Source organism: Comamonas sp. 7D-2 (genome assembly GCF_022749555.1).
GTDB lineage: Bacteria > Pseudomonadota > Gammaproteobacteria > Burkholderiales > Burkholderiaceae_C > Comamonas > Comamonas thiooxydans.
Genome location: NZ_CP094238.1, coordinates 83,179 through 107,952, shown reverse-complemented (window position 1 = coordinate 107,952; position 24,774 = coordinate 83,179). Strand labels below are relative to the sequence as shown.

At 63.2% G+C, this 24,774-nt stretch carries 23 protein-coding genes; 10 read left to right on the top strand and 13 right to left on the bottom strand.

Features of this window, described 5'->3' with window-relative positions; all coding sequences use genetic code 11:
• The first annotated feature begins 55 nt into the window (after positions 1-55).
• The 5 genes from MPZ60_RS00475 (at position 56) to MPZ60_RS00455 (ending at position 5,084) form a co-directional block, all read left to right on the top strand.
• Positions 56-1,219: an ABC transporter substrate-binding protein gene (locus MPZ60_RS00475; RefSeq protein ID WP_034351274.1), complete on the top strand. Its 1,164-nt coding sequence runs from the start codon at positions 56-58 to the stop codon at positions 1,217-1,219.
• A 154-nt stretch (positions 1,220-1,373) separates the two neighbouring features.
• Positions 1,374-2,243, top strand: coding sequence for a branched-chain amino acid ABC transporter permease (locus MPZ60_RS00470; protein ID WP_012836600.1), 870 nt, complete (start codon positions 1,374-1,376; stop codon positions 2,241-2,243).
• Positions 2,244-2,397: 154 nt separating this feature from the next.
• Positions 2,398-3,492, top strand: a complete 1,095-nt coding sequence (locus MPZ60_RS00465; RefSeq protein WP_034351270.1) for a branched-chain amino acid ABC transporter permease — start codon at positions 2,398-2,400, stop codon at positions 3,490-3,492.
• Complete coding sequence (locus MPZ60_RS00460; RefSeq protein WP_034351267.1) at positions 3,485-4,255, top strand: ABC transporter ATP-binding protein; 771 nt, start codon at positions 3,485-3,487, stop codon at positions 4,253-4,255. Before MPZ60_RS00465 ends, MPZ60_RS00460 begins: the two co-directional genes overlap by 8 nt.
• Before the next feature lie 127 nt (positions 4,256-4,382).
• Complete coding sequence (locus MPZ60_RS00455; protein ID WP_034351265.1) at positions 4,383-5,084, top strand: ABC transporter ATP-binding protein; 702 nt, start codon at positions 4,383-4,385, stop codon at positions 5,082-5,084.
• Positions 5,085-5,245: 161 nt separating this feature from the next.
• Here MPZ60_RS00455 and MPZ60_RS00450 read toward each other — a convergent pair whose 3' ends face one another.
• From MPZ60_RS00450 to MPZ60_RS00435, 4 genes are all read right to left on the bottom strand, one after another.
• Complete coding sequence (locus MPZ60_RS00450) at positions 5,246-5,719, bottom strand: PaaI family thioesterase (RefSeq protein WP_034351262.1); 474 nt, start codon at positions 5,717-5,719, stop codon at positions 5,246-5,248.
• Between the two features lie 237 nt (positions 5,720-5,956).
• Positions 5,957-7,471 (bottom strand): acetyl-CoA hydrolase/transferase family protein, encoded by a 1,515-nt coding sequence (locus MPZ60_RS00445; RefSeq protein WP_034351260.1) that lies wholly within the window; start codon positions 7,469-7,471, stop codon positions 5,957-5,959.
• A 237-nt stretch (positions 7,472-7,708) separates the two neighbouring features.
• Entirely contained in the window at positions 7,709-9,031 is a 1,323-nt protein-coding gene (locus tag MPZ60_RS00440) for a solute carrier family 23 protein (RefSeq protein ID WP_034351257.1), read from the bottom strand.
• Positions 9,032-9,263: 232 nt separating this feature from the next.
• Positions 9,264-11,174, bottom strand: a complete 1,911-nt coding sequence (locus MPZ60_RS00435; protein WP_012836595.1) for a B12-binding domain-containing radical SAM protein — start codon at positions 11,172-11,174, stop codon at positions 9,264-9,266.
• A 173-nt stretch (positions 11,175-11,347) separates the two neighbouring features.
• Between MPZ60_RS00435 and MPZ60_RS00430 the strand changes: the two genes are divergently transcribed.
• A complete protein-coding gene (locus MPZ60_RS00430) occupies positions 11,348-13,435 on the top strand; it encodes an acetoacetate--CoA ligase (protein WP_034351255.1) in 2,088 nt (695 codons plus the stop codon).
• A gap of 72 nt (positions 13,436-13,507) precedes the next feature.
• Here MPZ60_RS00430 and MPZ60_RS00425 read toward each other — a convergent pair whose 3' ends face one another.
• On the bottom strand, positions 13,508-14,257 hold the full coding sequence (locus tag MPZ60_RS00425) for an enoyl-CoA hydratase/isomerase family protein (RefSeq protein WP_034351253.1): 750 nt from the start codon (positions 14,255-14,257) through the stop codon (positions 13,508-13,510).
• A gap of 149 nt (positions 14,258-14,406) precedes the next feature.
• Here MPZ60_RS00425 and minC point away from each other — a divergent pair, with 149 nt between their 5' ends.
• The 3 genes from minC to minE are packed head-to-tail and all read left to right on the top strand — an operon-like array spanning position 14,407 to position 16,284.
• On the top strand, positions 14,407-15,141 hold the full coding sequence (minC, locus tag MPZ60_RS00420) for a septum site-determining protein MinC (RefSeq protein ID WP_034351247.1): 735 nt from the start codon (positions 14,407-14,409) through the stop codon (positions 15,139-15,141).
• Positions 15,142-15,199: 58 nt separating this feature from the next.
• Positions 15,200-16,012, top strand: a complete 813-nt coding sequence (gene minD, locus MPZ60_RS00415) for a septum site-determining protein MinD (protein WP_003069672.1) — start codon at positions 15,200-15,202, stop codon at positions 16,010-16,012.
• Positions 16,013-16,017: 5 nt separating this feature from the next.
• Entirely contained in the window at positions 16,018-16,284 is a 267-nt protein-coding gene (gene minE, locus MPZ60_RS00410; RefSeq protein WP_003071985.1) for a cell division topological specificity factor MinE, read from the top strand.
• A gap of 124 nt (positions 16,285-16,408) precedes the next feature.
• Here minE and gorA read toward each other — a convergent pair whose 3' ends face one another.
• The 6 genes from gorA to MPZ60_RS00380 all read right to left on the bottom strand — a co-directional run bounded on the left by gorA (position 16,409) and on the right by MPZ60_RS00380 (position 22,315).
• On the bottom strand, positions 16,409-17,773 hold the full coding sequence (gorA, locus tag MPZ60_RS00405; RefSeq protein ID WP_034351243.1) for a glutathione-disulfide reductase: 1,365 nt from the start codon (positions 17,771-17,773) through the stop codon (positions 16,409-16,411).
• 129 nt (positions 17,774-17,902) lie between these two features.
• Positions 17,903-18,814, bottom strand: coding sequence for a TauD/TfdA family dioxygenase (locus tag MPZ60_RS00400; RefSeq protein WP_034351240.1), 912 nt, complete (start codon positions 18,812-18,814; stop codon positions 17,903-17,905).
• A gap of 131 nt (positions 18,815-18,945) precedes the next feature.
• Positions 18,946-19,470 (bottom strand): flavin reductase family protein, encoded by a 525-nt coding sequence (locus MPZ60_RS00395; protein ID WP_034351237.1) that lies wholly within the window; start codon positions 19,468-19,470, stop codon positions 18,946-18,948.
• Between the two features lie 195 nt (positions 19,471-19,665).
• Positions 19,666-20,307: a PolC-type DNA polymerase III gene (locus MPZ60_RS00390; RefSeq protein ID WP_034351234.1), complete on the bottom strand. Its 642-nt coding sequence runs from the start codon at positions 20,305-20,307 to the stop codon at positions 19,666-19,668.
• 26 nt (positions 20,308-20,333) lie between these two features.
• Entirely contained in the window at positions 20,334-20,825 is a 492-nt protein-coding gene (gene hpaR / locus MPZ60_RS00385; protein WP_003065209.1) for a homoprotocatechuate degradation operon regulator HpaR, read from the bottom strand.
• A gap of 113 nt (positions 20,826-20,938) precedes the next feature.
• Positions 20,939-22,315, bottom strand: a complete 1,377-nt coding sequence (locus MPZ60_RS00380) for a D-amino acid dehydrogenase (RefSeq protein ID WP_034351231.1) — start codon at positions 22,313-22,315, stop codon at positions 20,939-20,941.
• 42 nt (positions 22,316-22,357) lie between these two features.
• Here MPZ60_RS00380 and MPZ60_RS00375 point away from each other — a divergent pair, with 42 nt between their 5' ends.
• The gene (locus MPZ60_RS00375; protein WP_034351228.1) at positions 22,358-23,272 is read left to right on the top strand and encodes a LysR family transcriptional regulator ArgP; all 915 of its coding nucleotides are present in this window, start codon (positions 22,358-22,360) and stop codon (positions 23,270-23,272) included.
• Between the two features lie 161 nt (positions 23,273-23,433).
• On the opposite strand, the gene MPZ60_RS00370 is transcribed toward MPZ60_RS00375, so the two are convergent.
• Both MPZ60_RS00370 and MPZ60_RS00365 read right to left on the bottom strand, forming a co-directional pair.
• Entirely contained in the window at positions 23,434-23,856 is a 423-nt protein-coding gene (locus tag MPZ60_RS00370) for a universal stress protein (RefSeq protein WP_003065214.1), read from the bottom strand.
• Between the two features lie 29 nt (positions 23,857-23,885).
• Entirely contained in the window at positions 23,886-24,764 is an 879-nt protein-coding gene (locus MPZ60_RS00365; RefSeq protein ID WP_012836586.1) for a metallophosphoesterase, read from the bottom strand.
• Positions 24,765-24,774 lie beyond the last annotated feature (10 nt).

The following is a 24,774-nucleotide window of genomic DNA, read 5'->3' as shown; positions in this document are numbered from 1 at the left end:
AACCGTTGATCTGAGAGTAAGCCGGCATTCGTCCATCAACCAGCAGGAGACAAGCATGAGCAAGCAATGGGCAATATGGAGCGCAATCGCACTGGCTGCCGCCGCAAGCGGCAGCAGCGCCATCGCGCAGGAGAAGATCAAGGTCGGCTTCATGCTGCCTTTCAGCGGCACTTATGCAGCCCTGGGCGTGGCGATCGAGAACGGCTTTCGCATGCAGGTAGCCGAGCAAGGCGGCAAGCTGGGCGGGCGCGAGATCGAATACTTCAAGGTCGACGATGAGTCAGATCCCGCCAAGGCAACGGACAACGTCAACCGCCTCATCAAGCGCGACAAGGTCGATGTGATCGTCGGCACCGTGCACTCCGGCGTGGCCATGGCCATGGCCAAGGCCGCCAAGGAAAGCGGCACCGTGCTCATCGTGCCCAATGCGGGAGCCGATGCAGTCACCGGCCCCATGTGCGCTCCCAATATCTTCCGCAGCTCCTTCTCCAACTGGCAGACGGCCTACCCTATGGGCGTGGTCGCAGCCAAGGAAGGCAAGAAAAATGCCATGACCCTGACCTGGAAGTACGCCGCCGGTGAAGAGGCCGTCAACGGCTTCAAGGAAGGCTTCGAGAAAAGCGGCGGCAAGGTCAGCAAGCAGCTGACGCTGCCGTTTCCCAACGTCGAATTCCAGGCTCTGCTGACCGAGATCGCAGCGGCCAAGCCCGATGCCGTGTTCTCCTTCTTCGCGGGCGCAGGTGCCGTGAAATTCGTCAAGGACTATCACGCCTCGGGCCTGTCCAAGACCATTCCGCTCTACGGACCGGGCTTTCTGACCGACGGCACGCTGGACGCTCAGGGCGAGGCCGCCCAGGGCATGCTGACCACGCTGCACTATGCCGACGAACTGGGTACGGCGCGCGATCAGGCCTTCCGCACCAATTACGCCAAGAACTACAAGCTGCAGCCCGATGTCTATGCTGTGCAAGGCTATGACGCCGCACAGATGCTGGCCGTGGGCCTGAAGGCCGCCGGTGGCGACATCGGCAAGAAAGACGTCTTCCGTACAGCCATCGAGAAAGCCACTATTGCCAGCCCGCGCGGCGACTTCACCTTGAGCAAGGCACACAATCCCGTGCAGGACATCTATCTGCGCAAGGTTGACGGCAAGGAGAACAAGAAGATCAGCGTGGCAGTGAAGGCTCTGGCGGACCCAGCCCGCGGCTGCCGCATGTAATAGACGCGAGCCATACCGCCCTCGATACCTGGTTGCTCTGTCCTGCCGCACCTTCGGTGCCGCCTGCGACAGAGCGCCTCGTCTCCAGCGCGAATCGACGATTCGCCGGGCTGTATGTCTCGCTTTGCAGCCTCCTGCTTCAACAAGGATTGCCGTGGATCTCGCCACTTTTCTGGTGCAGTGTCTGAACTCTGTTCAGTACGGACTGCTTCTGTTTCTGCTGGCCTCTGGCCTGACGCTGATCTTCGGCATCATGGGGGTGATCAACCTCGCCCATGGCAGCTTCTACATGATTGGTGCCTATGTGGCGTTCTCGCTCGCACCGTACCTGGGCCAGCATTTCATCATCATGCTGCTGGCCGGCGTGGTGCTGGCCGTGGTGCTGGGCTATTTTCTCGAATGGGCATTCTTCAGTTTTCTCTACGAACGCGATCACCTGCAGCAGGTGCTGATGACCTATGGCCTGATTCTGGTGTTTGAAGGCCTGCGCGCCATCCTCGTGGGCAACGATGTGCATGGTGTGGAAAAGCCGGCCTGGCTGGCCGGCAGCTTCCCTTTGATGGGCATGATGCAGTACCCCTGGTACAACGTGTTTGCAGCCGCTGCCTGCCTGCTGGTGGCGCTGCTGATGTACTACACCGTCAACCGCACGCGTCTGGGCATGATGATTCGTGCCGGTGCCAGCAACCGCGACATGGTGCGCGGCCTGGGCATCAACATCAAGCGCCTGTACCGCATCGTCTTTGCCGTGGGCGTCGCCCTGGCGGCCCTGGCCGGGATGATCGCGGCGCCCATGAGTTCGGTCTACCCCAATATGGGCTCCAGCGTGCTCATCATCTGCTTTGTGGTGGTGGTCATCGGCGGCATAGGCTCGATCACCGGCGCGCTGATTGCCTCGCTGCTAGTGGGCTTTGTGGATACCTTCGGCAAGGTGTTCTTTCAGGAGCTCAGCGGCATGAGCATCTATCTGCTCATGGCCGTGATCCTTGTATGGCGCCCGGAAGGCCTGATGGGCAAGAGATGATGAAGTTCCCCCTGAGTCGCTTCGCGCCTTCCCCCCTCGCTCGCCACGCGGGAGGAGGACAACACCTTCGCTGCGGGGCGGCCGGCCAGGCCCTTGCCCCATGTCCCCTGCTTGGCTCACGCCAGTTCTGCAAGCAGTGTCAAGGATCACTGATATGAGCGATACCTCCTATACGCCGCTGCCGCAATCCAATCAGGCCTATGCAGAAGCACCGGCCGTCACCAACCAGAGCCGCCCCATTCGCGCCAAAAGCGTGTGGGTAGCTGTGGTGCTGCCGCTGGCTGCTGCAGCGCTGCTGGCTGCCGCACAGCCCTTCTGGTCGGCCTATCTCTCCGATCTGGTGGTCAAGATCATGATCCTGTCCATCTTTGCGCTGAGCCTGCATATCCTGGTGGGCGGCGCAGGGCTGGTCAGCCTGGGCCATGCGGCCTACTTCGGGCTCGGTGCCTATGCTGCGGTGAAGGCCGCCGGCCAGGACGGCAGCAACTTTCTCGTCATGCTCGGCGCCGCCGTCGGTGTCTCGGGCCTGTATGCGCTGGTGGTGGGCGCCCTGAGTCTGCGCACCAAGGGCGTGTACTTCATCATGGTCACGCTGGCATTCGCTCAACTGGCTTTCTTTGTCGTGCACGACGTGGGCTATTTCGGCGGCAGCGACGGCATCTATCTGATGCAGCGCCCGGCCATAGGCGCACTGGACATGGAAAGCAGCAGCACGCAGTACTTCGTGGTACTGGCCGCGCTGGTGCTGGTCTATGCCTTCATCGCCATGCTGCGCCACTCCCGCTTCGGCCATGCGCTGGCCGGCATTCGCGTCAACGAGCAGCGCATGCGCGCTGCCGGCTTTGCCACCTACGGCTACAAGCTCGCCGGCTTTGTGATTGCCGGTGCGCTGGCGGGTCTGGCGGGCTTTCTGCTGGCCGCACGCGATGCCGTGGTCAACCCAGAGCTGCTGGCCTGGCACCACTCCGGCGAGGTACTGCTGATGCTGATTCTGGGTGGCGTGGGCTCGCTGCGCGGTGCCGTGCTGGGCACCATCACCTTTGTGCTGCTCAAGGAGCTGCTGAGCACACATGCCATCGTTGGCAATGCAGCAGACCACTGGCAGCTGACGCTGGGCATCGCCATCATCGCGCTGGTCGCGCTGCTGCCCAAGGGTCTGGTGGGCATCAACGACAAATGGCAGAAGAAGGCTGCAGCGCAGAAGTCTCAGTCGGCAAGCGCTGGCCAGCAAGGAGCAGATCATGGCTGATGCGGAAAATGCTCCCCAGATGTCGGTGCGCGGCCTGACGCGGCGCTTTGGCGGGCTGGTGGCCGTGAACAATGTGGACCTGGATCTGCACCAGGGCGAGGTCCATGCCGTCATCGGCACCAACGGCGCAGGCAAGTCCACGCTGATCAACATGCTCTCGGGCGAGATAGCGGCCAGCAGCGGCAGCATTGCGCTTGAAGACCGGGACGTCACGCAGATGCCGCAGCCGCAGCGCGCCAAGGCCGGCATCGGGCGCAGCTATCAGCGCACCACCATCTTTCCCGAGTTCACGGTGCTGGAGAACTGTCGCCTCACGGCCCAGGCCCAGGCCCTACCAAGGCCCTGGCGCATCTGGGAATCGGCCCAGCATTGCGCAGCCAGCATGCAGCGGGCGCAATCTGCGCTGCAGCGCGCAGGTCTTGCCCAGCATGCCGAGCGCATCGCCGGCAGCCTCAGCCACGGCGCCAAGCGCCAGCTGGAGGTCGCCATGTGTCTGGCCACAGCACCCCGCGTGCTGCTGCTTGACGAACCTCTGGCAGGCATGGGCGCCGAAGAGACAGAACGCATGCTGGAGCTGCTGCAGGAGCTCAAATCCGCGCATGCCGTGCTGCTGGTGGAGCACGATATGGATGCCGTTTTTCGCATTGCCGATCGCATCACCGTCATGGTCAACGGCAGCGTGGTGGCCACGGGCACGCCCGATCAGATTCGCAACGACCCGGTCGTGCGCACCGCCTATCTGGGAGAGGAAGAGCATGCTTGAAACAAAGCCCCCCCTGAGCGGCTCTGCCGCTTCCCCCTCGGGGGACGGCACCATCGCTGCGGGGCAGCCCTTGCTTGGTGCCTCTGGCACAGGCACGCGCCCACTTTCCGGGGCTTCGAACCATGCCATGTTCAGCCTGCAAGAGGTGCACAGCTTCTACGGCGACAGCCATATCCTGCACGGCATCTCGCTGGATCTGCCCCAGGGCCAGGCCGTGGGCCTGCTGGGCCGCAACGGCATGGGCAAAACCACGCTGATCCGCACGCTGATGGGCTATGTGGCGGCACGTTCGGGCCGGGTGTTTGCCGACGGCAAGGAGGTGACGAATTCCGCCCCCGAGAAAATGGCGCGTCTTGGCATTGGCTATGTCCCCGAAGGGCGCGGCGTATTCCCCAATCTCTCCGTCAAGGAAAACCTCCTAATGAGCGCCAGAGCCGGCCTGGACGGCAGCCGGGGCTGGACCTACGAACGTGTGCTGGAAACCTTTCCACGTCTCAAGGAGCGACTGTCCAACGGCGGCGATCAACTCTCGGGCGGCGAGCAGCAGATGGTCTCCATCGGCCGCGCACTGATGACCAATCCTCGCCTCATGATTCTGGATGAAGCCACCGAGGGCCTGGCTCCGCTGGTGGTGGCCGAAATCTGGCGCGTGATTGCCCAGATTCGGGAAACCGGCATCTCCACGCTGATCGTGGACCGGGACTACAAGAAGGTGCTGGCCCATACCGACAAAGCCGTGGTGATGGAAAAAGGCCGACTGGCCTTGCAGGCTCAGTCCGTGGATCTGCTGCAGCAGCCGGAGAAACTGTCGGCGTTGTTGGGAGTTTGACTGTCGTCTTGTTTTGATAGCTGTTCACGTCTGATAGATAAGCTTTTGAGACCTCCTCTGTTTGATGTTTGGAGTGAAACTGGGTACCTGATTTATGGACAGAGGCCGGGACTCGCCCCGGCCTATATCCTCAAAACAAAGCGGTCTCGCAAACCAAAAACCTACTGCACCCCACCCAACGAAGCCGCATCCAGTCGCACATTCTTTGCGGCCTCTGGCGGCAGGATCGCCATCGTCAGAATGCAGTTGCAGGTCAGCTTGCCCTCTTCATCACGCAGCTCCACCGCCCAGACATGCGTGGTGCGCCCCAGGTGCGTGGGCCGCGCCGTGGCGGTGATCCAGCTGCCCTTGCGGCCTGCTCGCACATGATTGGCAGTCACGCCCAGGCCCACGCAGCGGTAGCCTTCGGGAATGCTGCAGGCCGCGGCCATCGACCCCAGCGTCTCGGCCAGCACCACGCTGACACCACCGTGCAAAATGCCATAGGGCTGGCAGGTGCGTTCATCCACATGGATGCGTGCGCGCACATAGTCGTCGCCGTATTCGGTGAACTCAATGCCCAGGTGGGAAATTGCAGTGTTTGCGCTGCCTGCGTTCAGCGCTTTCAGATCGAGCTCTCGGGTCCAGATCGCCATACCAGTCCTTGTGGTGCATGAAAAAAGGACGCTCCTTGCAGAGCGTCCTTCGATGCTAAGGACTTGGAGCAGCAGACGCCAGCACCAAGCGGACTAGTACACGGCGACCCGTTCACCAGCTACCAGATCAGAGACACCAAGCAAGGGCCTAGGCGGCCCCGCCGCCCCGCAGCAAGGGTGTCGTCCCCCTGGGGGGAAGCCGCGGAGCCGCCCAGGTGCAGCGGCTCAGGGGGTAGCTCAGCTACGCATATCGCCCTTGTCCATGAAGCGCTGATGCCAGGACAGTGCCTCGGTCAGGATATGCGGCGTGTGCTGTGCACCCTGCTGGCGCGAGCGGTCGAAATAGTCCTGCAACTGGGCGCGGTAGTCCGGATGGGCACACCTGTCGATGATGACTTGCGCACGCTGCTTGGGCGACAGGCCGCGCAGATCGGCCAGGCCTTGCTCGGTGACGATGATCTGGGTGTCATGCTCGGTGTGGTCCACATGCGAGCACATGGGCACGATGCAGCTGATCTTGCCGTCTTTGGCCACCGAAGGCGTGACAAAGAAGGACAGATAGCCGTTGCGAGCAAAGTCGCCCGAGCCGCCGATGCCGTTCATCATGCCTGTGCCCATGACATGGGTGGAGTTGATGTTGCCGTAGATGTCGGCCTCGATCATCGAGTTCATGGCGATGATGCCCAGGCGGCGCACCAGCTCGGGGTGGTTCGAGATTTCCTGCGGGCGCAGGATGATGCGCTCGCGGTAGAAGTCGATGTTGTCCTCGAAGTCCTTGTAGGCCGCGGCAGACAGCGAGATGGAGGTGGCCGAGGCCTTGCTCATCTTGCCCGCGCGCAGCAGATCCAGCATGCCGTCCTGCAGCACTTCGGTAAAGCCCAGCAGGTTCTCGAACGGGCCGGTCAGCAAGCCTGCCAGCACGGCATTGGCCACATTGCCCACACCCGACTGGATGGGCAGCATTTCCTTTGGCAGGCGGCCCATCTTCATCTCGTGGGCCAGAAAGTCGATGATGTAGCCGGCTATTTTCTGGGAGTTCTCGTCCGGTGTGGCAAACACATTGTCGCGGTCGCCCTTGTGGGTCTCGACCACGGCCACGACCTTGGTGGGGTCCACCTTCAGGTAGGCATCGCCGATGCGGTCGTCGGCATGCGTCATGTTGATGGGCATGCGGCGCGGCGGGATGGCCGTGCCGTAGTAGATGTCGTGCATGCCCTCCATCCGGGCGGGTGGCTTGGTGTTGACTTCCAGAATCACCTTGTCGGCGATCTCCAGCCAGGTCTTGTTGTTGCCCACGGCAGTCGACGGTATCAGCAGGCCGTCGGCGGTCACGCCCAGCACCTCGATCACGGCGATGTTCATATGGCCCAGAAAGCCGAACCAGGCATGCTGCGCCACATGGGACAGGTGCATGTCGATGAAGTCGATCTCACCCGAGTTCACGGCCTTGCGCGCGATGGGATCGGTGTTGAAGGGCAGGCGCTGACCCAGTGCATGGGCTTCGGCCATCACGCCGTCGCATTCGGCGGCGGTGGACGCGCCGGTCCAGACATTGATCTTGTAGGGCTTGCCCTGGGCATGCTCGGCCTTGGCACGGGCCGCTATGGCCTGTGGCAACGCCTTGGGATAACCGGCTCCGGTAAAGCCGCTCATGCCGACATTGACACCGTGGGGAATCAGGGCGGCGGCCTCTTCGGCCGTCATGACGCGCGAGAGGAATTCTGGGTAACGTACGCGATCTGCGATGGACATTGCATGCTCCAAACTCAGAGGCCCCGGCCCGGCACGCGAGCCTGACCGGCGCCAACGCGCTGGCATTCTTGCGGCTCATGCTCGGCGCTCAGGCTGGCACCTCCAAAAAAAACCGCCCGGGTAGGGCGGCATATCTCCAGAGAGAAATGTTACCAGCGCGGAACATTAATACCGGGATTCTTGGCAAAGGCCCCGCGCTGCTGTCAGGGGAATGTTCCCCCGATTACATGTTGGCACTCACTTGGCCTGTACCTTGGTTTCAGATTTGCGCTCGCCCATGGTCAGCAGCGCATACAGGATGATGGCGCCAAAAGTGGCGCAGCCGATGCCGCCCAGCGCGAATTCGCCGAACCTCAGCGTGAATTCCCCGGTGCCCAGGATCAGGGTGATGGCAGCCACGATCAGATTCTTGGTGTCGGAGAAGTCCACCTTGTTGTCCACCCAGATCTTGGCGCCGGCAATGGCGATCAGGCCGAACACCACGATGGAGACACCGCCCATCACGGGCAGGGGAATGGCCTGGATCAGCGCACCGAACTTGGGCGAGAAGCCCAGCAGCACGGCCAGCAAGGCCGCCACAAAGAACACGGCCGTGGAGTAGATGCGGGTCGCCGCCATCACGCCGATGTTTTCGGCATAGGTGGTCACGCCCGTGCCGCCGGCTGCGCCGGAGACCATGGTGGCCACGCCGTCACCGATGAAGGCACGACCCATGTACTGGTCCAGGTTCTTGCCCGTCATGGCGGTCACGGCCTTGATATGGCCCAGGTTCTCAGCCACCAGGATGATGACCACGGGCACGATCAGCAGCATGGCATTGCTGGTGAACACCGGCGCATGGAAGCTGGGAATGCCGAACCAGGCGGCATTGAGCACGCCGCTCAGGTCCACCGGCTTGCCCCAGCCCAGGCCGTTGGTGAAGACGGCGTAGAGCACGCTGGCAATGATCAGGCCGATCAGAATCAGCAGGCGCTGCAGCATGCCGCGCGTGAACACGGCCACCAGCGCCACGGAGACAAAGGTCAGCGCCTGCATCCAGGACTCGAAGTTGTTGGACGCCATGTTCTTGATGGGAATCGCGGCCAGGTTCAGGCCGATGATGGCCACCACGGCGCCCGTCACCACGGGCGGCATGAAGCGTTCGATCCAGGCCGTGCCCACCATCTGCACCAGCAGACCGACCAGCATGTAGACAAAGCCGCAGGCAATGATGCCGCCCAGCGCCACGCCGATATTGGCGTTGGCTGGGCCCTGGCTGGCCACGTAGCCGGTGGCGATGTTGACCACGCCGATGAAGGCAAAGGAAGAGCCCAGATAGCTGGGCACCTTGCCGCCGGTGATGAGAAAGAAGATCAGCGTGCCGATGCCGCTCATCAACACCGCCAGATTGGGATCGAACCCCATGAGGATGGGGGCCAGCACGGTGGAGCCGAACATGGCGATCACGTGCTGGATACCCATCAAACCGGTCTGCGTCCAGGGCAGTCGCTCATCGGGGCCGATGACGCCACCGCCCTGCAAGACATCGGACGATCGCTCCGTCCATTGAAACATTCCCATCCCATCGCTCCTTGGAGATATCAAAAACGGAGCAGATTATGGCAAGCAGTGCTTGCCCGCTGGGGTCGTGCAAGCACTGGTAAACCAGGGACTGTGGTCTCTTGCACACGCGGGAAAACGGCGGCAGAACGTCAGACTATCAAATACATAGCTTCCAGCGCCAACCCATCAATGATTTCATTGATAAATAGATATGAAGTGATTGATCAGCAAGCGCAAAAAGCTATCAAATTCATTGCTTCTGCTGCAGCGCACGCGCAATGCGATCGCGCTTGACCGTAGGCTTGGGCACCTTGAACGGGAACCACATGCGCACATCCTCCTCCAGCGCGATGCCGTGCATGAAGTTGTAGATGGCCTTCTTGAGTGCCGCGCCCAGTGCGTCGTGATCGACGCCCGTGGGGTCGATGAAGGGACGGTCGTTCTTGGCAAAGTTGCCCTCGGGCAGCGGCGGCAGCTCGATGCCGTATTCCTCGGGGTTAAGGCCCACGGGCGAGTGCACGGTGCAGCTGAAGCGGTGAAAGAAGCCGCTTTGGATACAGCCGTTGAGGAACAGCTGGCGCACATACTCGAGCGCGTCCACCGTGTCCTGCACGGTCTGCGTCGGAAAGCCGTACATCAGATAGGCATGGACCAGGATGCCGGCCTCCGAAAACGCCTTGGTCACACGTGCAACCTGGTCCACGGTCACGCCTTTTTTCATCAGCGCCAGCAGCCGGTCGGACGCCACTTCCAGACCGCCGGAGATGGCGATGCAGCCGCTGTCGGCCATCAGCTCGGCCAGCTCGGGCGTGAAGGTCTTCTCAAAGCGCACATTGCCCCACCAGGAGATGCCGGCGTTGCGCGCAATCAGCTCCTGCGACAGCGCCTTGAGCGCCTTGGGCGGCGCGGCCTCGTCGACAAAGTGAAAACCGGTCTGGCCGGTCTCGGCGACGATGGCCTCGATGCGGTCGGCCAGCACGGCGGCGCTGGCGCCCTCGTAGCGACCGATATAGTCCAGGCTCACATCGCAGAAGCTGCACTTCTTCCAGTAGCAGCCATGGGCTACGGTGAGCTTGTTCCAGCGCCCGTCGCTCCAGAGCCGGTGCATGGGGTTGAGCATGTCCAGCAGCGACAGGTATCGGTCCAGCGGCAGGCCGTCCCAGGTGGGCGTTCCGACCTCGGCAAACGCGATATCGGACTCCATCATGTTCACGTACTGCACCTTGCCGTCGTCGCCGCGCACAAAGCTGCGCACCAGACGCGATCTGCCGCGCTCGCCGCGCAGATGCTCGAGCAGCGCCAGCAGCGGGCGTTCGCCCGCATCCAGTGTCACGAAATCGAAGTAGTCGAACACGCGCGGCTCGGCCAGCTCGCGCAGCTCGGTGTTGACAAAGCCGCCGCCCAGCACGGTGGCGATCTGCGGGAAGCGCCGCTTGATGGTCTGGGCAATGCGAAACGCCGCATAGGCCGAGCCCGGAAAGGGCACGGACAGCAGCACCACCGTGGGCTGGTGGCGCTCCACGGCCTCCAGCGTCAGGCGCTCCAGCACCTCGTCCACCAGATTCGGCTCTGCCGCCAGTGCGCTGGCCAGCGGATCGAAGCTGGGCTGGCTGCCGGCCAGCGACTCGGCATAGCGCACGAACTCGAAGCGCTCGTCCACGGCATCGCGCAGCACATCGGCCAGATCGTTGAGGTATAGCGTGGCCAGATGCTTGGCCTTGTCTTGCAGGCCTAAAGCGCCGAAAGCCCATCCCAGCGGATCGCCGCCCTCTTCGTCCTCATACACATCGAGCGTGGCAAAGCGTGGGCCTTCGGGCAGAAAGTGGCGCCCCACGATGCGATGGGCCAGCGTGGAGTCTCGCCCCTGCAAAAACGCAATCGTGGGCGCGATCGTGGCCAGATAGCGCTCCTGCTGCGCGACAAAGGACTGGACGGCAGGCGTGTGCTGCCTGGCAGGCAGACTCTGGATGCGCTCGGCCACTGCGCGCAGGCCATCGGGCGAGAGCAGCTGCAGCACCAGTGCCAGTGCCAGGTCTTCCTGCATGGCGGTGATGCCGCGCGAGCGCAGAAAGCCGGTCAGGTAGGCCGTGGAGGGGTAGGGAGTGTTGAGCTGCGTCATCGGCGGAATGACGGCCAGCACGCGGGTGGGCAAAGCGGACATGGGGTGCGGGTCGCCGGCATGCGCCGTTGACGGTGTAGACAGGCCCCGATTATCGGTTTGACCGCTCAGCTGTGCTCGTGTGCGCCCATACAGCCGACCGCGCTGCTGCACAGGTGACATCTGACGGGGCCACCACCAATGACTTGCAAGGGCTGCAGCGCTAGGCTGGACCCATGTCTTCCGCACCGCAACACCCTGCTCCCTATATCCCTCAGATCCGGCTGTACCAGAACTGGCTGCATGAAACGCGCGGCCTGAGCTTTGCCGACTATGACGCGCTGTGGCGCTGGTCGACCAGCGATCTCGACACCTTCTGGCAAAGCATCTGGGATTACTTCGATCTGCAGTCGCCCACGCCGCACAGCGCGGTGCTGGCCAGGAACACCATGCCCGGCGCGCAGTGGTTCCCGGGCGCGCAGGTGAACTATGTGCAGCAGGTGCTGCGCCATGTCCAGCCGGCCCATGCCGCCGGCATGCCGGCCGTCATCAGCCGCAACGAGCAGGGCCTGCAGCGCGAGCTGAGCTGGCCCGAGCTGCAGCGCCAGGTGGCGGCCCTGGCCCTGCATCTGCGTGCCCAGGGCGTTGCCAAGGGCGACCGCGTCGCGGCCTATCTGCCCAATATTCCCGAGGCCATCGTCGCCTTTCTGGCCTGCGCCAGTCTGGGCGCCATCTGGAGCATCTGCGCGCCCGACATGGGCACCCATGCCGTGCTCGACCGCTTCAAGCAGATAGCGCCCAAGGCGCTGATCGCCGTGGACGGGGTGCACTATGCAGGCAAGGACATAGACCGCCGCGAGGTCCTGCAGGAGCTGCGCCAGGGCCTGCCCAGCGTGCAGCACGTGGTGCTGGTGCCCAATCTGGATACCTCGATAAAGATAGCCGACACCGCAGACTACACAAGCGTTACAGCGAGAAATGACGCTGATACCGCTGCCTTTGAGCCCGAGTGGCTGGCGTTCGACCACCCGCTGTGGATCGTCTACTCCAGCGGCACCACGGGCCTGCCCAAGCCCATAGTCCACGGCCATGGCGGCATGGTGCTGGTGGCCTTGCAGCTCAAGGCCTTGCACAACGACATCGGCTGCAGCTACGAGCCCAATAGCTGGGGCGAGCGTTACCACTGGTACAGCTCCACGGGCTGGGTGATGTGGAATGCCCAGGTCTCGGGCCTGCTGGGCGGCACGAGCTGCGTGATCTTCGACGGCAGCCCTGGCGGCAGCAAGGACAAGCCCGACTGGGGCACGCTGTGGCGCTTCGCGGCCGAGACCGGCGTGACCAGCTTTGGCTCGGGCGCAGCCTTCTATGCCAACTGCATGAAAGCCGGTCTTGAGCTGTCCAGCTGCGGCGACCTGTCGCGCATACGCGGGCTGGGCAGCACGGGCTCGCCGCTGTCCGCCGAGGTACAGCAGTGGGGGACGGAGCAGTTTGCCAAGCTTGGGCGCCCTGACATTTGGTGGAACAACCTCTCGGGCGGCACCGACTTCGCGGGGGCCTTCATTGGCGGCAACCGCGATCTGCCCCTGGTGCCCGGCGTCATGCAGTGCCGCCAGCTGGGCGCCGCCGTCGAGGCCTGGAACGAGCAGGGCCAGCCCGTGATGGACGAGGTCGGCGAGCTGGTCTGCACCCAGCCCATTCCCTCCATGCCGCTGTTTCTCTGGGGCGATGCGGACGGCAAGCGCTATTTGTCGAGTTACTTCGATATGTACCCGGCCGGCCATGGCCGCCAACCGGGCGGCGGCGATGGTGACGCCGAAATGGGGCCGGTCTGGCGTCATGGCGACTGGATCAAGCTGCTTGGCGAGGGCGGCTGCATCATCTACGGCCGCAGCGACGCCACCATCAACCGCCATGGCCTGCGCATGGGCACCAGCGAGATCTACAGCGCCGTCGAGGCCCTGCCCGAGGTGCTGGACAGCATGGTGGTGGATCTCGAATATCTGGGCAAGGACAGCTATATGCCGCTGTTTGTGGCCCTGCGTCCGGGCGTGGAGCTCGATGCGGCGCTGCGCGAGCGCATCAACAAGGCCATCCGCTCGGCGCTGTCGCCCCGCTTTGTGCCCGACGATATCTTTGCCGTGGCCGAGATACCACGCACGCTCAGCGGCAAAAAGCAGGAGCTGCCCATCAAGAAGCTGCTGCTGGGCCAGCCGCTGGCCAAGGTGGTCAACAAGGACGCCATGGCCAACCCAGGCTGCCTGGACTGGTACGAGGGCTTTGCCAGGGAATATCTGGCCCGGGCAGGAGCAGGCACAGTGTCCTGACACAGCAGGCGCGGTGCGAGGGCCTGAGTGGCCTCCGCCGCCTTGCAAAGGATTACCGTCCCTTCTTGGGGATCAGTGCCCCTGAAAGCGGGCAGTTCTCTTTTCGCGCCAGGCCGCGCCGCCTTCCTTCAGATCGGCTGAGGCGATGGTGGCCTGCACGGCGGCATCGACGCCCGCCTTGTCATGCACGCCACGGGCAATGGCGTTGAGATGTTTCTTCATTCCCAGCAAGGCCAGCGGCGCCATGCCGGCCAACGTGGTCTGCAGCTGCATCACGCGCTCGCCGATATCGGTGCCGTCCACCAGATCGGTCAGAAAGCCGCAGTCCTTCATGGCCTGGGCCTGCAGCTTCTCGCAGCTCAGGAACAGGCGCTTGGCCGTATCCACGCCCAGGCGGGTCACATAGCGCTCCAGGCCCGAGAGGTAGAAATGCAGGCCCAGCCGCGCGGCGGGCATGAACATCTGGCTGTTGGCCCCGCCCACGCGGAAGTCGCAGGCCAGTGCCATATCGGTGGCACCGCCGAACACGCCGCCCTGAATCGCGGCAATGGTGACGGGACGGCAGTTCTCGATGGCATCCACCATCTCGCCGAAGGAGCTGCCCTCGTTCTGGCTGTTGGCGATCTCGCCAATGTCATAACCGCTGCAGAAATGCCTGCCCACCGCCTGCAGCGTCAGCACCAGCACCGCGGGGCTGGCATTGACCTCGTCGATCTGACGGCGCAGCACGATCAGGTCTTCGGGCAGCAGTTTGTTGGCAACTTCGGGACGGCGCAAGGTGATGCTGGCACAGGCGCCCTGGATCAAAAGCTCTGGAGACATGACTGTATTTTCATCCAGACCTGCACAGACACAGGCCTCTGAGGTGCATCAAGTGTTGCAGTGCAAACACTCGGTGACCATATCTTTTACCGGTAGGCAGGTACACTTTGTCGTCCTCATAGAGCACCTGATGTGCGCTGATCCCATCCATGTCTGTTGAATCGACCGGCGCCGAGCGCCCCAGCTTTGACCTCAAGAGCGCACAACTGCCGGTGCTTTCCGTGGTACTTCGCAGCACCGACATGCAGGCGCTGGCCCAGGATCTGGCCCGCCGTCTTGCCGACGACCCGGACTTCTTCGACAACGACCCTGTGCTGATCGACCTCAGCCAGGTGCGCGAAGCAGAGGAAGAAATCGACTTCCCGGCCCTGATCGAGGCCCTGCGCAACCACCGCACAGTGCCCGTTGCCGTGCGCAGCGGCAGCGAGGCCCAGATGGAAGCAGCCAAGGCCCTTGGTCTGAGCGCAGCCCCCGATGCCATGCCGACGCGCCGCACCGAGCCGGAAATCCACGAAATCATTCGCGAAGTGGAGGTCGAGGTGCCTGCTCCGCTGGCCGATGCCGTCATCGTGGACCGGCCGCTGCGCTCGGGACAGCGCGTCTATGCCAAAGGCACCGACATTGTGGTTCTGGACATGGTCAGCTATGGTGCCGAGGTGATTGCCGACGGCAACGTCCATGTCTATGCGCCGCTGCGCGGCCGCGCCGTGGCCGGGGCCAGCGGCAACACCAGCGCAAGAATTTTTAGCACTTGCATGGAGGCGCAACTGCTTTCCATCGCAGGTATCTACCGCACAATTGAAACCGATCTCCCCAAGGACGTCGCCGGCAAAGCTGCCAAGGTGCGCCTGGAGGGAGAAAGAATCGTTATCGAGCCGGTATGAGAGACACACCGGACACCCTATCAACCTGCCCCATTTGTCTTAAAGGAATCGTGCAAACATGGCCAAAATCGTCGTCGTGACCTCTGGCAAAGGCGGTGTCGGCAAGACCACCACCAGCGCCAGCTTCGCATCCGGCCTCGCACTGCGCGGCCACAAGACCGCAGTGATTGACTTCGATGTGGGTCTGCGCAATCTCGATCTGATCATGGGCTGCGAACGCCGCGTGGTCTATGACCTCATCAATGTCATCCAGGGCGAAGCCAATCTGAACCAGGCCCTGATCAAGGACAAGCAGTGCGAAAACCTGTTCGTGCTGGCCGCTTCGCAGACCCGAGACAAGGAAGCCCTCACGCAGGAAGGCGTGAAGAAGGTGCTGGACGATCTGTCCGCCATGGACTTCGAGTTCATCATCTGCGACTCGCCCGCCGGCATTGAAAGCGGCGCACTGATGGCCATGCACTATGCCGAAGAGGCCCTGGTGGTGACCAACCCCGAAGTCTCGTCGGTGCGAGACTCGGACCGTATCTTGGGCATGCTCAGCTCCAAGACGGAGCGTGCGGTCAAGGGCGAGCGTATCAAGGAGCATCTGCTGATCACGCGCTACAACCCCAATCGTGTGGAAGACGGCCAGATGCTGTCGCTGGAGGATATCCAGGACATTCTGCGCATCGAGCTGATCGGCGTGATCCCCGAATCCGAAACCGTGCTCCAGGCCTCCAACCAGGGCATTCCCGCCGTGCACATGCAAGGCACGGATGTGGCAGAGGCCTATCAGGACGTGGTGGCCCGATTCCTGGGCGAAGAAAAACCCATGCGCTTTACCGAAGCCGTCAAACCCGGTTTCTTCAAGCGCATGTTTGGCGGGAGGTAAGCCTGATGTCCATGTTGTCGTTTCTGCTCGGAGAGAAGAAGAAGTCCGCCTCGGTCGCCAAGGAGCGACTGCAGATCATTCTCGCGCGCGAGCGCGTGGGCGGCGAAAGTGGCAAGCCCGACTATCTGCCCGCCCTGCAAAAAGAGCTGATGGCCGTGATTTCCAAGTATGTGGACATCAACCCCAATGACATCAAGGTACAGCTGGAGCGCCAGGAAAACCTTGAGGTTCTGGAAGTCAAGATCGAGCTGCCGGACGCCGCGCGCGGCTGATACCAACTCATCTATCCATAGCGCTAGCGCTTGATGGACAAGGAAATGGGCCTGAAAAGGCCCATTTTTCATTGCGATGCCGCCGCGCGGCCCTGCCCCCTGCGAAAGCGCGGGGGGTCGTTTCTCATTCGCGCACCGGCTCGCGCATGGTCACCAGCTCCTCGGCCACGGTCGGGTGTATGCCGATGGTCGCATCGAACTGCTGCTTGGTCGCGCCGCATTGCAGTGCCACGGCAAAGCCCTGCATCAGTTCGCCCGCGCCCTCTCCCACCATATGCACGCCACGCACGCGCTGGTCGGCCTTGGAGACGATGAGCTTGAGGAAGACATTCTCGGGCTCGGCCCCCATGCGGTTGGTCAGCGGCCTGAAGCCGGACTGGAAAACCTGCACTGCGCCGAAGCGCTCGCGCGCCACTTCCTCCGACAGGCCCACGGTGCCCACCTGCGGATGGGAAAACACCGCCGTCGGCACCAGCTCATAGTCGGGAGCGCTCTTGCCGCCCTGGCCGAACAGATGATGGGCGAGCACTGTCCCCTCGGCCAGCGCCACGGGCGTCAGAGCCATGCGATCGACCACATCGCCCACGGCATGGATGGAGGGCAGGTTGCTGCAGAAATACTGATCCACCTCGATGGCGCCCTTGTCGTTGACCTTGACACCCGCGGCCTCCAGCCCCAGGCCTTCGATCAGGGGCACACGACCCGTGGCATACATCACGCAGTCCACGACCAGCTGCTCGCCGCTCTTGAGCTGCAGGTGCAGGCCGTCCGCCTGCTTGTCGATGGCCTGTATTTCTTCGCCCCAGCGAAAGTTCACACCCAGCTGAGCCATCTCCTGGCCCAGATGCAGACCCAGGTCTGCATCAAAGCCGCGCAGCAACTGCTGGCGGCGGTGCAGCAGGGTCGTCTCGGCGCCCAGACCGTTGAAGATGGAGGCGAACTCCACGGCGATATAGCCTCCGCCCACGACCACCACCCGCCTGGGCAGGTGCGGCAGATGGAAGGCCTCGTCAGAGCTGATGGCATGCTCCACGCCAGGAATATCGGGCAGGCTGGGCGTTCCGCCCGTTGCAATCAGGATATGGCGGGCATGGATGGTCTGGCCGTTCACCAGCACGCTATGCGGCCCCGAGAGCGCTGCACGGCCATGGATAAGGGTAATGCCTGCCCCGGCCAGCATGCGGCCGTAGACACCGTTCAGGCGCTCGATTTCGCGGTCCTTGTTGGCAATCAGCGTGGGCCAGTCGAAGCGCGGCCGCTCCAGCTGCCAGCCAAAGCCCCGGGCCTCCTCGGCCAGTTGGCTGAAGTGCGCGGCATGGCTGAGCAGCTTCTTGGGGATGCAGCCCACGTTGACGCAGGTACCTCCCAATTGGGCAGCTTCCACCACAGCCACACGGGCCCCCAGGCCGGCAGCCACACGGCTGGCGCGCACGCCGCCCGAGCCACCGCCTATGACCAGAAAATCGTAATCAAAGTCTTGTTGCTGCATGTTCTGTCTCGCTGTTTGGGAGGGTCAAAGCAGATGCTTGCTGCTTTGAACTCTACAAGACAAGACTGCCGCAGGTGGTTTAACGCAGCGTTAAACCACCTGCACGACCCAGTTTGATTGGCGGGCGGCTCAGAACGGCTTGTCGCCCACGACCGTGGCGCGATGCATGCGGCGCACGGCCGGGAAATAGTCCTGAATCGCGTAATGCTGGGTAGAGCGGTTGTCCCACATGGCAATGGTGTTGGGCTCCCAGTGCAGACGCATCTGGTATTCCAGAATCGCAGGCTGGCGCAGCAGATAGTTCATCAGCTCCTGTTGCTGGGCATGAATTTCGTTGGCCGAGCGGAAGCTGTCGAAGTTCGAGCTGAAGTTGGCGAAATGCGTGACGAAGGTCTCGTTGACGTAGAGAATCTTTTGGCCGCTTTCGGGGTGGGTGCGCACCACCGGGTGCACCACGGGCGGGTATTTGCCGCGGGCCTGGGCCTGCTGCGCGGGCGTCATGCGCGCGCCGAACGAGGGCAGGATGTCATGCACGGCATACAGGCCGGCGATCTGCTGCTTGCGCGTCTCGGGCAGTTGCTCGTAGGCCTGCTCCATATTGATCCAGACCGTGTCGCCGCCGACCTCGGGACATTCCACGCAGCGCAGCACCGAAGCCATGGAAGGCGTCTCGCGCCAGGAGACATCGGTGTGATAGACGTTCTCGGTGCCCGGGATCTTGCTGTTGCCGCCCAGCAGCACCAGCTCGGCATGGTCGGGGTGATGGGGAAATACCGGATGCAGCTCCAGCTCGCCGAAGCGGCGCGCAAACGCCACATGCTGGGCAGGCGTGATGTTCTGCTCGCGAAACACCAGCACCTTGTGCGCCACCAGCGCCTGACGCAGCTCGCGCGCCTGCTCCTCGCTCATGGGCTGGCGCAGGTCTATGCCCGAAACCTCCACGCCGATGGCGGGGGAGATGCGCCTGAGCTCGATCCCCGTCCTGCTTGCCGCGGCCACCTTGAGCCGGGTATGGGCCGGCCTGTCTTCGCAATCAATCATGATGTGTCTCCAAAGCGTTGTAACCACTGTCCTCGGGCCTGACGCAGCAGGCCTGGGGGCAATCTAGGGCGGGCCTTGGAGATCGGTATCGTTCAAGCCGACTAGGTAGGGCTCCCAGTCGGCAGCCGGCTTTACCTGACGAAGCCGTGGGCGTGCATATGGCCCGAGTGGTAGAGCAGCGGCGCGCGGTCGGCATGGTGCTCGCAGCGTTCCACCTCGCCGATGAAGAGCAGATGGTCGCCCTCCTCATGCTGGCGCAGATTGCGGCACTCGAAGACCGCGCTGCAGCCCTCGAGCAGCGGCACGCCATGCTCGGAGTCATGATGCTGGGTATGGCTGAAACGGTCCGCGCCCTTGCGTGCAAACAGCTCGGCCAGCGGCTTTTGCGAAGCCGCCAGCACATGAATCGCGTAATGCGTGCAGTGGCGGAACACGGGCAGTGAGTTGGCCTTCAGACCCAGGCTCCATAGCACCAGCGAGGGCGCCAGCGACAGTGCGTTGAAGGAGCTGACCGTGGAGCCCACCGCATGGCCCTCTGCACTGCGCGCCGTGATGATGGTCACGCCGGTGGCAAATTGCCCCAGCGCATCGCGAAATTCGCGCTGCGAGAAAGGCAAGGCCGAACGCAAGACGGAGGTAGGCAAGGCGGAGTTCACGAAATTCAGAGCTCAGGTCAGCGACCACAACGGTGCGCCACGGTTCAAGATCAGCAGACCCAAAGAGCATCTGCAGGACTTGATCAATTATCAACTTGAACCTTGCCGGTCACAATCCGTAAGGGCTTAAGGCCAGAATCATCAATTTTGATAGCTTCTTGCGCAGCAACACAAAGGCCTGCAGGCCAAAATCTATCAATCCTGGGTCTGAACTGCCAGCAGCCCTTGGCCGGCCTGCTGCGCCAGCCAGCTGCCGACCCTGGCCTTGCTGCAGCGCTGCAGCTGCATCAGCAGCTCGTGCTCGGGCCAGGGCAAGGCATGTCGCTCGCACAGGTCCTGCTGCATGCGCGCCAACAGGGCTGCCGCCATCTCGGCATCGGCCAGCGCCCGGTGGGCGCGCCCCGTGGAAGGCAGGTGCAGATAGCGTGCCAGATTGCCCAGGCTGTGGCTGGGCGCCTGCGGGTAGATGCGGCGCGACAGCAGCACGGTGCAGGCAAACAGCTGGGGGGCGGCTTCGCCCGCCAGCGCCAGCTCGGCCTGCCAGAACTTGCTGTCGAACGATGCGTTGTGGGCCACCATGGGCGCAGCGCCCACAAAGCGGGCCGCATCGCGCATCACCTCGGCGGCGGGCGGCGCCGTGCGCAGCATGGCATTGGTGATGCCGGTGAGTTCGGTGATGAAGGGCGAGACCCAGGCCCCGGTCTGCATCAGGCTCTGGAAACGGTCCACCACGCGGCCCTGCTCCAGCAGCACGATGGCTACCTCGGTGGCCCTGGCACCCTGGGCGGGCGTCATGCCCGTGGTTTCGAAGTCGATGACGGCAATCGCAGCACTCATGACTGCATTCTGCCGTGGCAGGCGCCTCAGTCCTGACCCAGCTCGTCTTCGCCGGGCAGACCCAGGCTCTGCACCACATGCTCGAGAATGCGGAACAGCTGCTCGCTCTCGGCGCTGCCCAGTTGCTCCTCGATCTCGGTGTAGATGGTCTCGAAATGCGGCACGATCTGGGCCACCATCTCCTGGCCGGCTGGCGTGAGGGCGAACTCGGAACCCCGCAGATCGGCTACATGGCGGCCGCGCTTGATGAGCAGGCGTCCTTCCAGCGTCTTGAGCAGGCGCGAGAGGCTGGGCATGCTGATGAAGGTCAGCTGCGACAGCTCCATGGGACGCAAACGCTTGTCGGCCACCCACATGATGCGCAGCACGCGCCATTGCTGCTCGGTCAGGCCGTGCGCACGCAGCGAGGGACGAAAGCGCACCATGACCGCCTCGCGGGCCTTGAGCAAAGCCATGGGCAATGAGCGCGCAAAGGAACGTGAGGTTTCAAGGGCAGGAGTGATGTCGTGCTGGATCATGGCATGGACGAGTTGCTGGCGTAATTGTATGTAAGAGCCCCACGCAGCGATACCGTCAATCCGGGCAAAAGAGTCAGCCAGCCCGTACTCGTCCTGCAGTCCTGTGCCCTGTCTCAGGCCGACGCAATCCGCGCGCCGCGAGCGACCTCGGGTGCCGGCTCATCCCAGAACCGGAAATCCAGCGCCGGGCGCTCGCCGCTCATCAGCGCCGCCATGGCCTTGCCCGAGCCTGCTCCATGCGTCCAGCCCAGGGTGCCATGCCCGGCATTGACCCAGATGCCTCTTGCCTGCGTGGCCCCGATGCAGGGAATATTGCTGGGCGTGGCGGGCCGCAGACCGCACCAGAACTGCGGATCGCCACCCTGCTCGGGCAGGCGCGTGTCGCAGACGCCGGGCATCAGCTCCTCCACGCGCCTGACCAGCATCTCGCAGCGCGCCCTGGCCGTGGGCGTGTCCAGACTCAGATCGAAGCCTCCCAGCTCTATGGTGCCGGCTACCCGCAGTCGGTTGCCCAAACGGCTCATGGCCACCTTGCGGCTGTCGTCGATGGTGGAGACCATGGGGGCTTTTTCGGGCTGCAGCAGCGGCAAGGTAGCGCTATAGCCCTTGCCCGGATAGATGGGAACCTTCACGCCCAAAGGCTTGAGCAGCAACGGCGTGTAGGAGCCGCAGGCGACCACCACGGCATCCGCGCTCAGCATGCGCGGGGTGCCATCGCTGCGGTCGCGAATCTGCACCTGGGCAGGCCTGCCCCTGCGCGCCGGCTGCAGGCTCAGGATGTCGTGGCCGTAGAGGAACTGCACACCGGCCTGGGCACAGAGACCGGCCAGCTTTTCGGTGAACAGACGCGCATCACCGGACTCATCGGTGGCAGTGAAGGTGCCGCCCGCAATCTGCGCGGCATAGGGCGTGAATGCAGGCTCGATGGCAAGCAGCTCTTCGCGGCTGACCAGACGACGCTGCACGCCGTATTGCCGCATCAGCTCCACGCCTTCGGCGGCCTCGGCAAACGCCTGCGGGCTGCTGTAGAAATGGGCAATGCCGCGCTCCAGTCGCTCGAACTCGACACCGGTCTTCTGGACCATGTCCTTGAGCGCCAGATGGCTGTAGGCGCCCAGCGCCACGATCTGCTGCACATTGCGCGCAAAGGCGCGGTCATTGCACTGGGCCAGGAACTGCAGGCACCAGCGCCATTGCGCGCTGTCGGCCTGGGGCCGCAGCAGCAGAGGAGCCTCTTTGTCGAACATCCATTTGAGCGCCTTCCAGGGTGCCTGGCGATTCGCCCAGGGCTCGCAGTAACTGACCGAGATCTGGCCGCCATTGGCATAGCTGGTCTCCAGGGCCGGACCGCTCTGGCGGTCCACCACGGTGACTTGATGACCGCGCTCGCGCAGATGCCAGGCGGTGCTGATGCCGATGATGCCGGCGCCCAGGACGATGATGTTCATGCGGCCAGTGTCTGCACTCTTGCGGGCAAACAAAAGCAGCATTAAATTTTCAGCAGTTTCATCAGAAATGCTAATGAAGTTGCCATGAGCTCCTGGGACCCTGTTGCGCTGGAATGCCTGGCCGCCATCGTGGAAGAAGGCGGCTTCGAGCGCGCGGCGCAAAGGCTGCACATCACCCAGTCGGCCGTGTCCCAGCGCCTGCGTGCACTGGAAGCCCAGGTGGGCTCGGTACTGGTGGAGCGCACGCGTCCCGTCAAGCCCACCAGCGCCGGGCGGCTGCTGCTCAAGCATGCCAAGCAGCTGCGCCTGCTGCGCGCCGATCTCGCTCATGAGTTGCAGGAGCTGGCACCGCAGACCGGGCAGAGTCTGGCCGGAGAAATCGTCTCCATCGCCATCAATGCCGACAGCATTGCCACCTGGGCCATGACGGCTCTGGACGAGCTGGTGAAGAGCGGCCTGCCGCTGGAGGTGGTGGTCGACGATCAGGACTTCACGCAGGAGCTGCTGCGCTCGGGCCAGGTCATGGGCTGCGTCACCACGCTGAGTCAGGCCATGCGCGGCTGCACCGTGCAGCCTCTGGGCGCCATGCGCTATGTGGCCGTGGCCTCTAGCGAATTTGCGCAGCAAAGACTGCCGCAGGGGCTGACGCGCAAGAACTTCAACCAGCTGCCCTATCTATCCTTCAACCGCAAGGACGATATGCAGGCCGAATTTGTGGCGCGTTGCCTGGGTCTGCGCAATGTGTCGCTGCAGCATCAGATTCTGCTGCCCAGCTGCGAGGCGCAGGTGCGCGCCGTGCGTGCCGGCTGGGGCGTGGGCGTGCTGCCGCAGTTGCTGGTGCAGCCCGCACTGGATGCCGGTGAACTGATCGACGTGGCAACAGGCCATGCGCTGTCCATCGCGCTGTTCTGGCATTGCTGGAATCTGGAGTCACGCGTGCTGGCCCGTGTCAGCCAGGCCTTGCTGGGCAAGGCCCGGCAAGTGCTGCAAGCTGTTTGATGCAGACAAGAAAAAAGGCCGTGCTTTGCAGCGCGGCCTTGAGAGCTTGATGTCAAACGGAGGTACTTTGGTTTTTGTAGCTGTGGACGCTCATCTAACCTTGATTTTAAGCTGATTTACGCCTGATACGTATGTAAATCAAGCGCAAGAAGCTATGAAAATCAGCGAATCAGCAGCACGGGGATGGTGCAGCCCGCCAGCACCTGCGAGCTGACCGAACCCATGACCAGACGGCCCAGCGCGCCGTGGCCGTGCGTGCCCATGGCGATCAGGTCGAACTTGCCGTCCTGGGCGGCATGGATGATGGTGTCGGCAATGGGGCCGACCTTGGCGATGCTTTGCGCCTCGACGCCACGCCCCTTCAGGAACTCCAGCACGGGCTGCAGGATCTTGGCGGATTCTTCGTCGTAGTACTGCTCCACCACTTCCTTGCCCAGCGCAGCGCGTGCACGAGGCGGCAGCAGCGGCTGCACGGTGATGATGGTGTACTCATGGCCCGTGCCCAGCATCTCCTGATGCGAGGTCAGATAGGCCAGCATTTTCTGGGTATAGGCACTGCCGTCCACGGCGAGCAAGATCTTCATACCAATTTCTCCTTGTTGATGTCTCAAGCCTAAGGGCTGGGGACAGTCAGCATCTTGACTTGGCTCAAGTCAATTGTCGATGCCGGCAGAAAGTCATCCTGCTCTCCCTTGCGGGCATAGCCCAGGGGATTGGCCACCACACGGCATTGCCATTCGCTACCGTCCTCGCGCTGGCCGCATGCGATGTAGTCGCTGGCGCAATGCAGATGGCCGTGCAGCCAGAGCTGGGCATGGGGCAGAAAGTCGTCCATCACATTGCAGAAACCGGCCGTGCCGGGTACCAGGCCGTAGCGCGGATCGGCACTGCGCAGGCTGGGCGCAAAGTGGGTCACGGCCACCGTGGGTCCGTCAAAAGGCTGCTGCAGCGCAGCGCGCAGCCAGTCCTGGCAGAGCAGGCTTTCCTCGCGCATGGGCGCGGCCAGAAACGGCTCGCCCTGGCGACTGCCACCTGTCTTTTGCAGATAGAAATTGGCGGCGCGAAAGGCCTTCTCGCGCAGCTTGTGCAAGCGCGTGGCATCACTCACGCCTTCATGCATGGCCATGGCGTCGAAGTCGCTCCACAGCGTGGTGCCGATGAAACGCACCCCGTCCATGACCACGGTTTCACGATCGAGCCAGATCAGACCCAGCCTGTCGCACACACGCTGCAGGCGCAGCCTTGCCTCGTCGAAGTCCTGCATGTCGTATTCGTGATTGCCGGGCACGAACAGCACGGGTGTGGGCCAGTTGGCGTATTGCGGCAGCGGCGAGAAACGCTCCAGCCCGAAGTTCTCGCCGTCGACCTGGGTACTGCTCTGGTAGGAGCCGATGTCGCCGGCCAGCACCAGCACATCGGCGCCCGCGGCTGGCTGGGCCACGAATTGGGGGTGGACTTCGAGGTGCAGGTCGGACAGCAGCTGGATCTTCATGTGGCTAGTT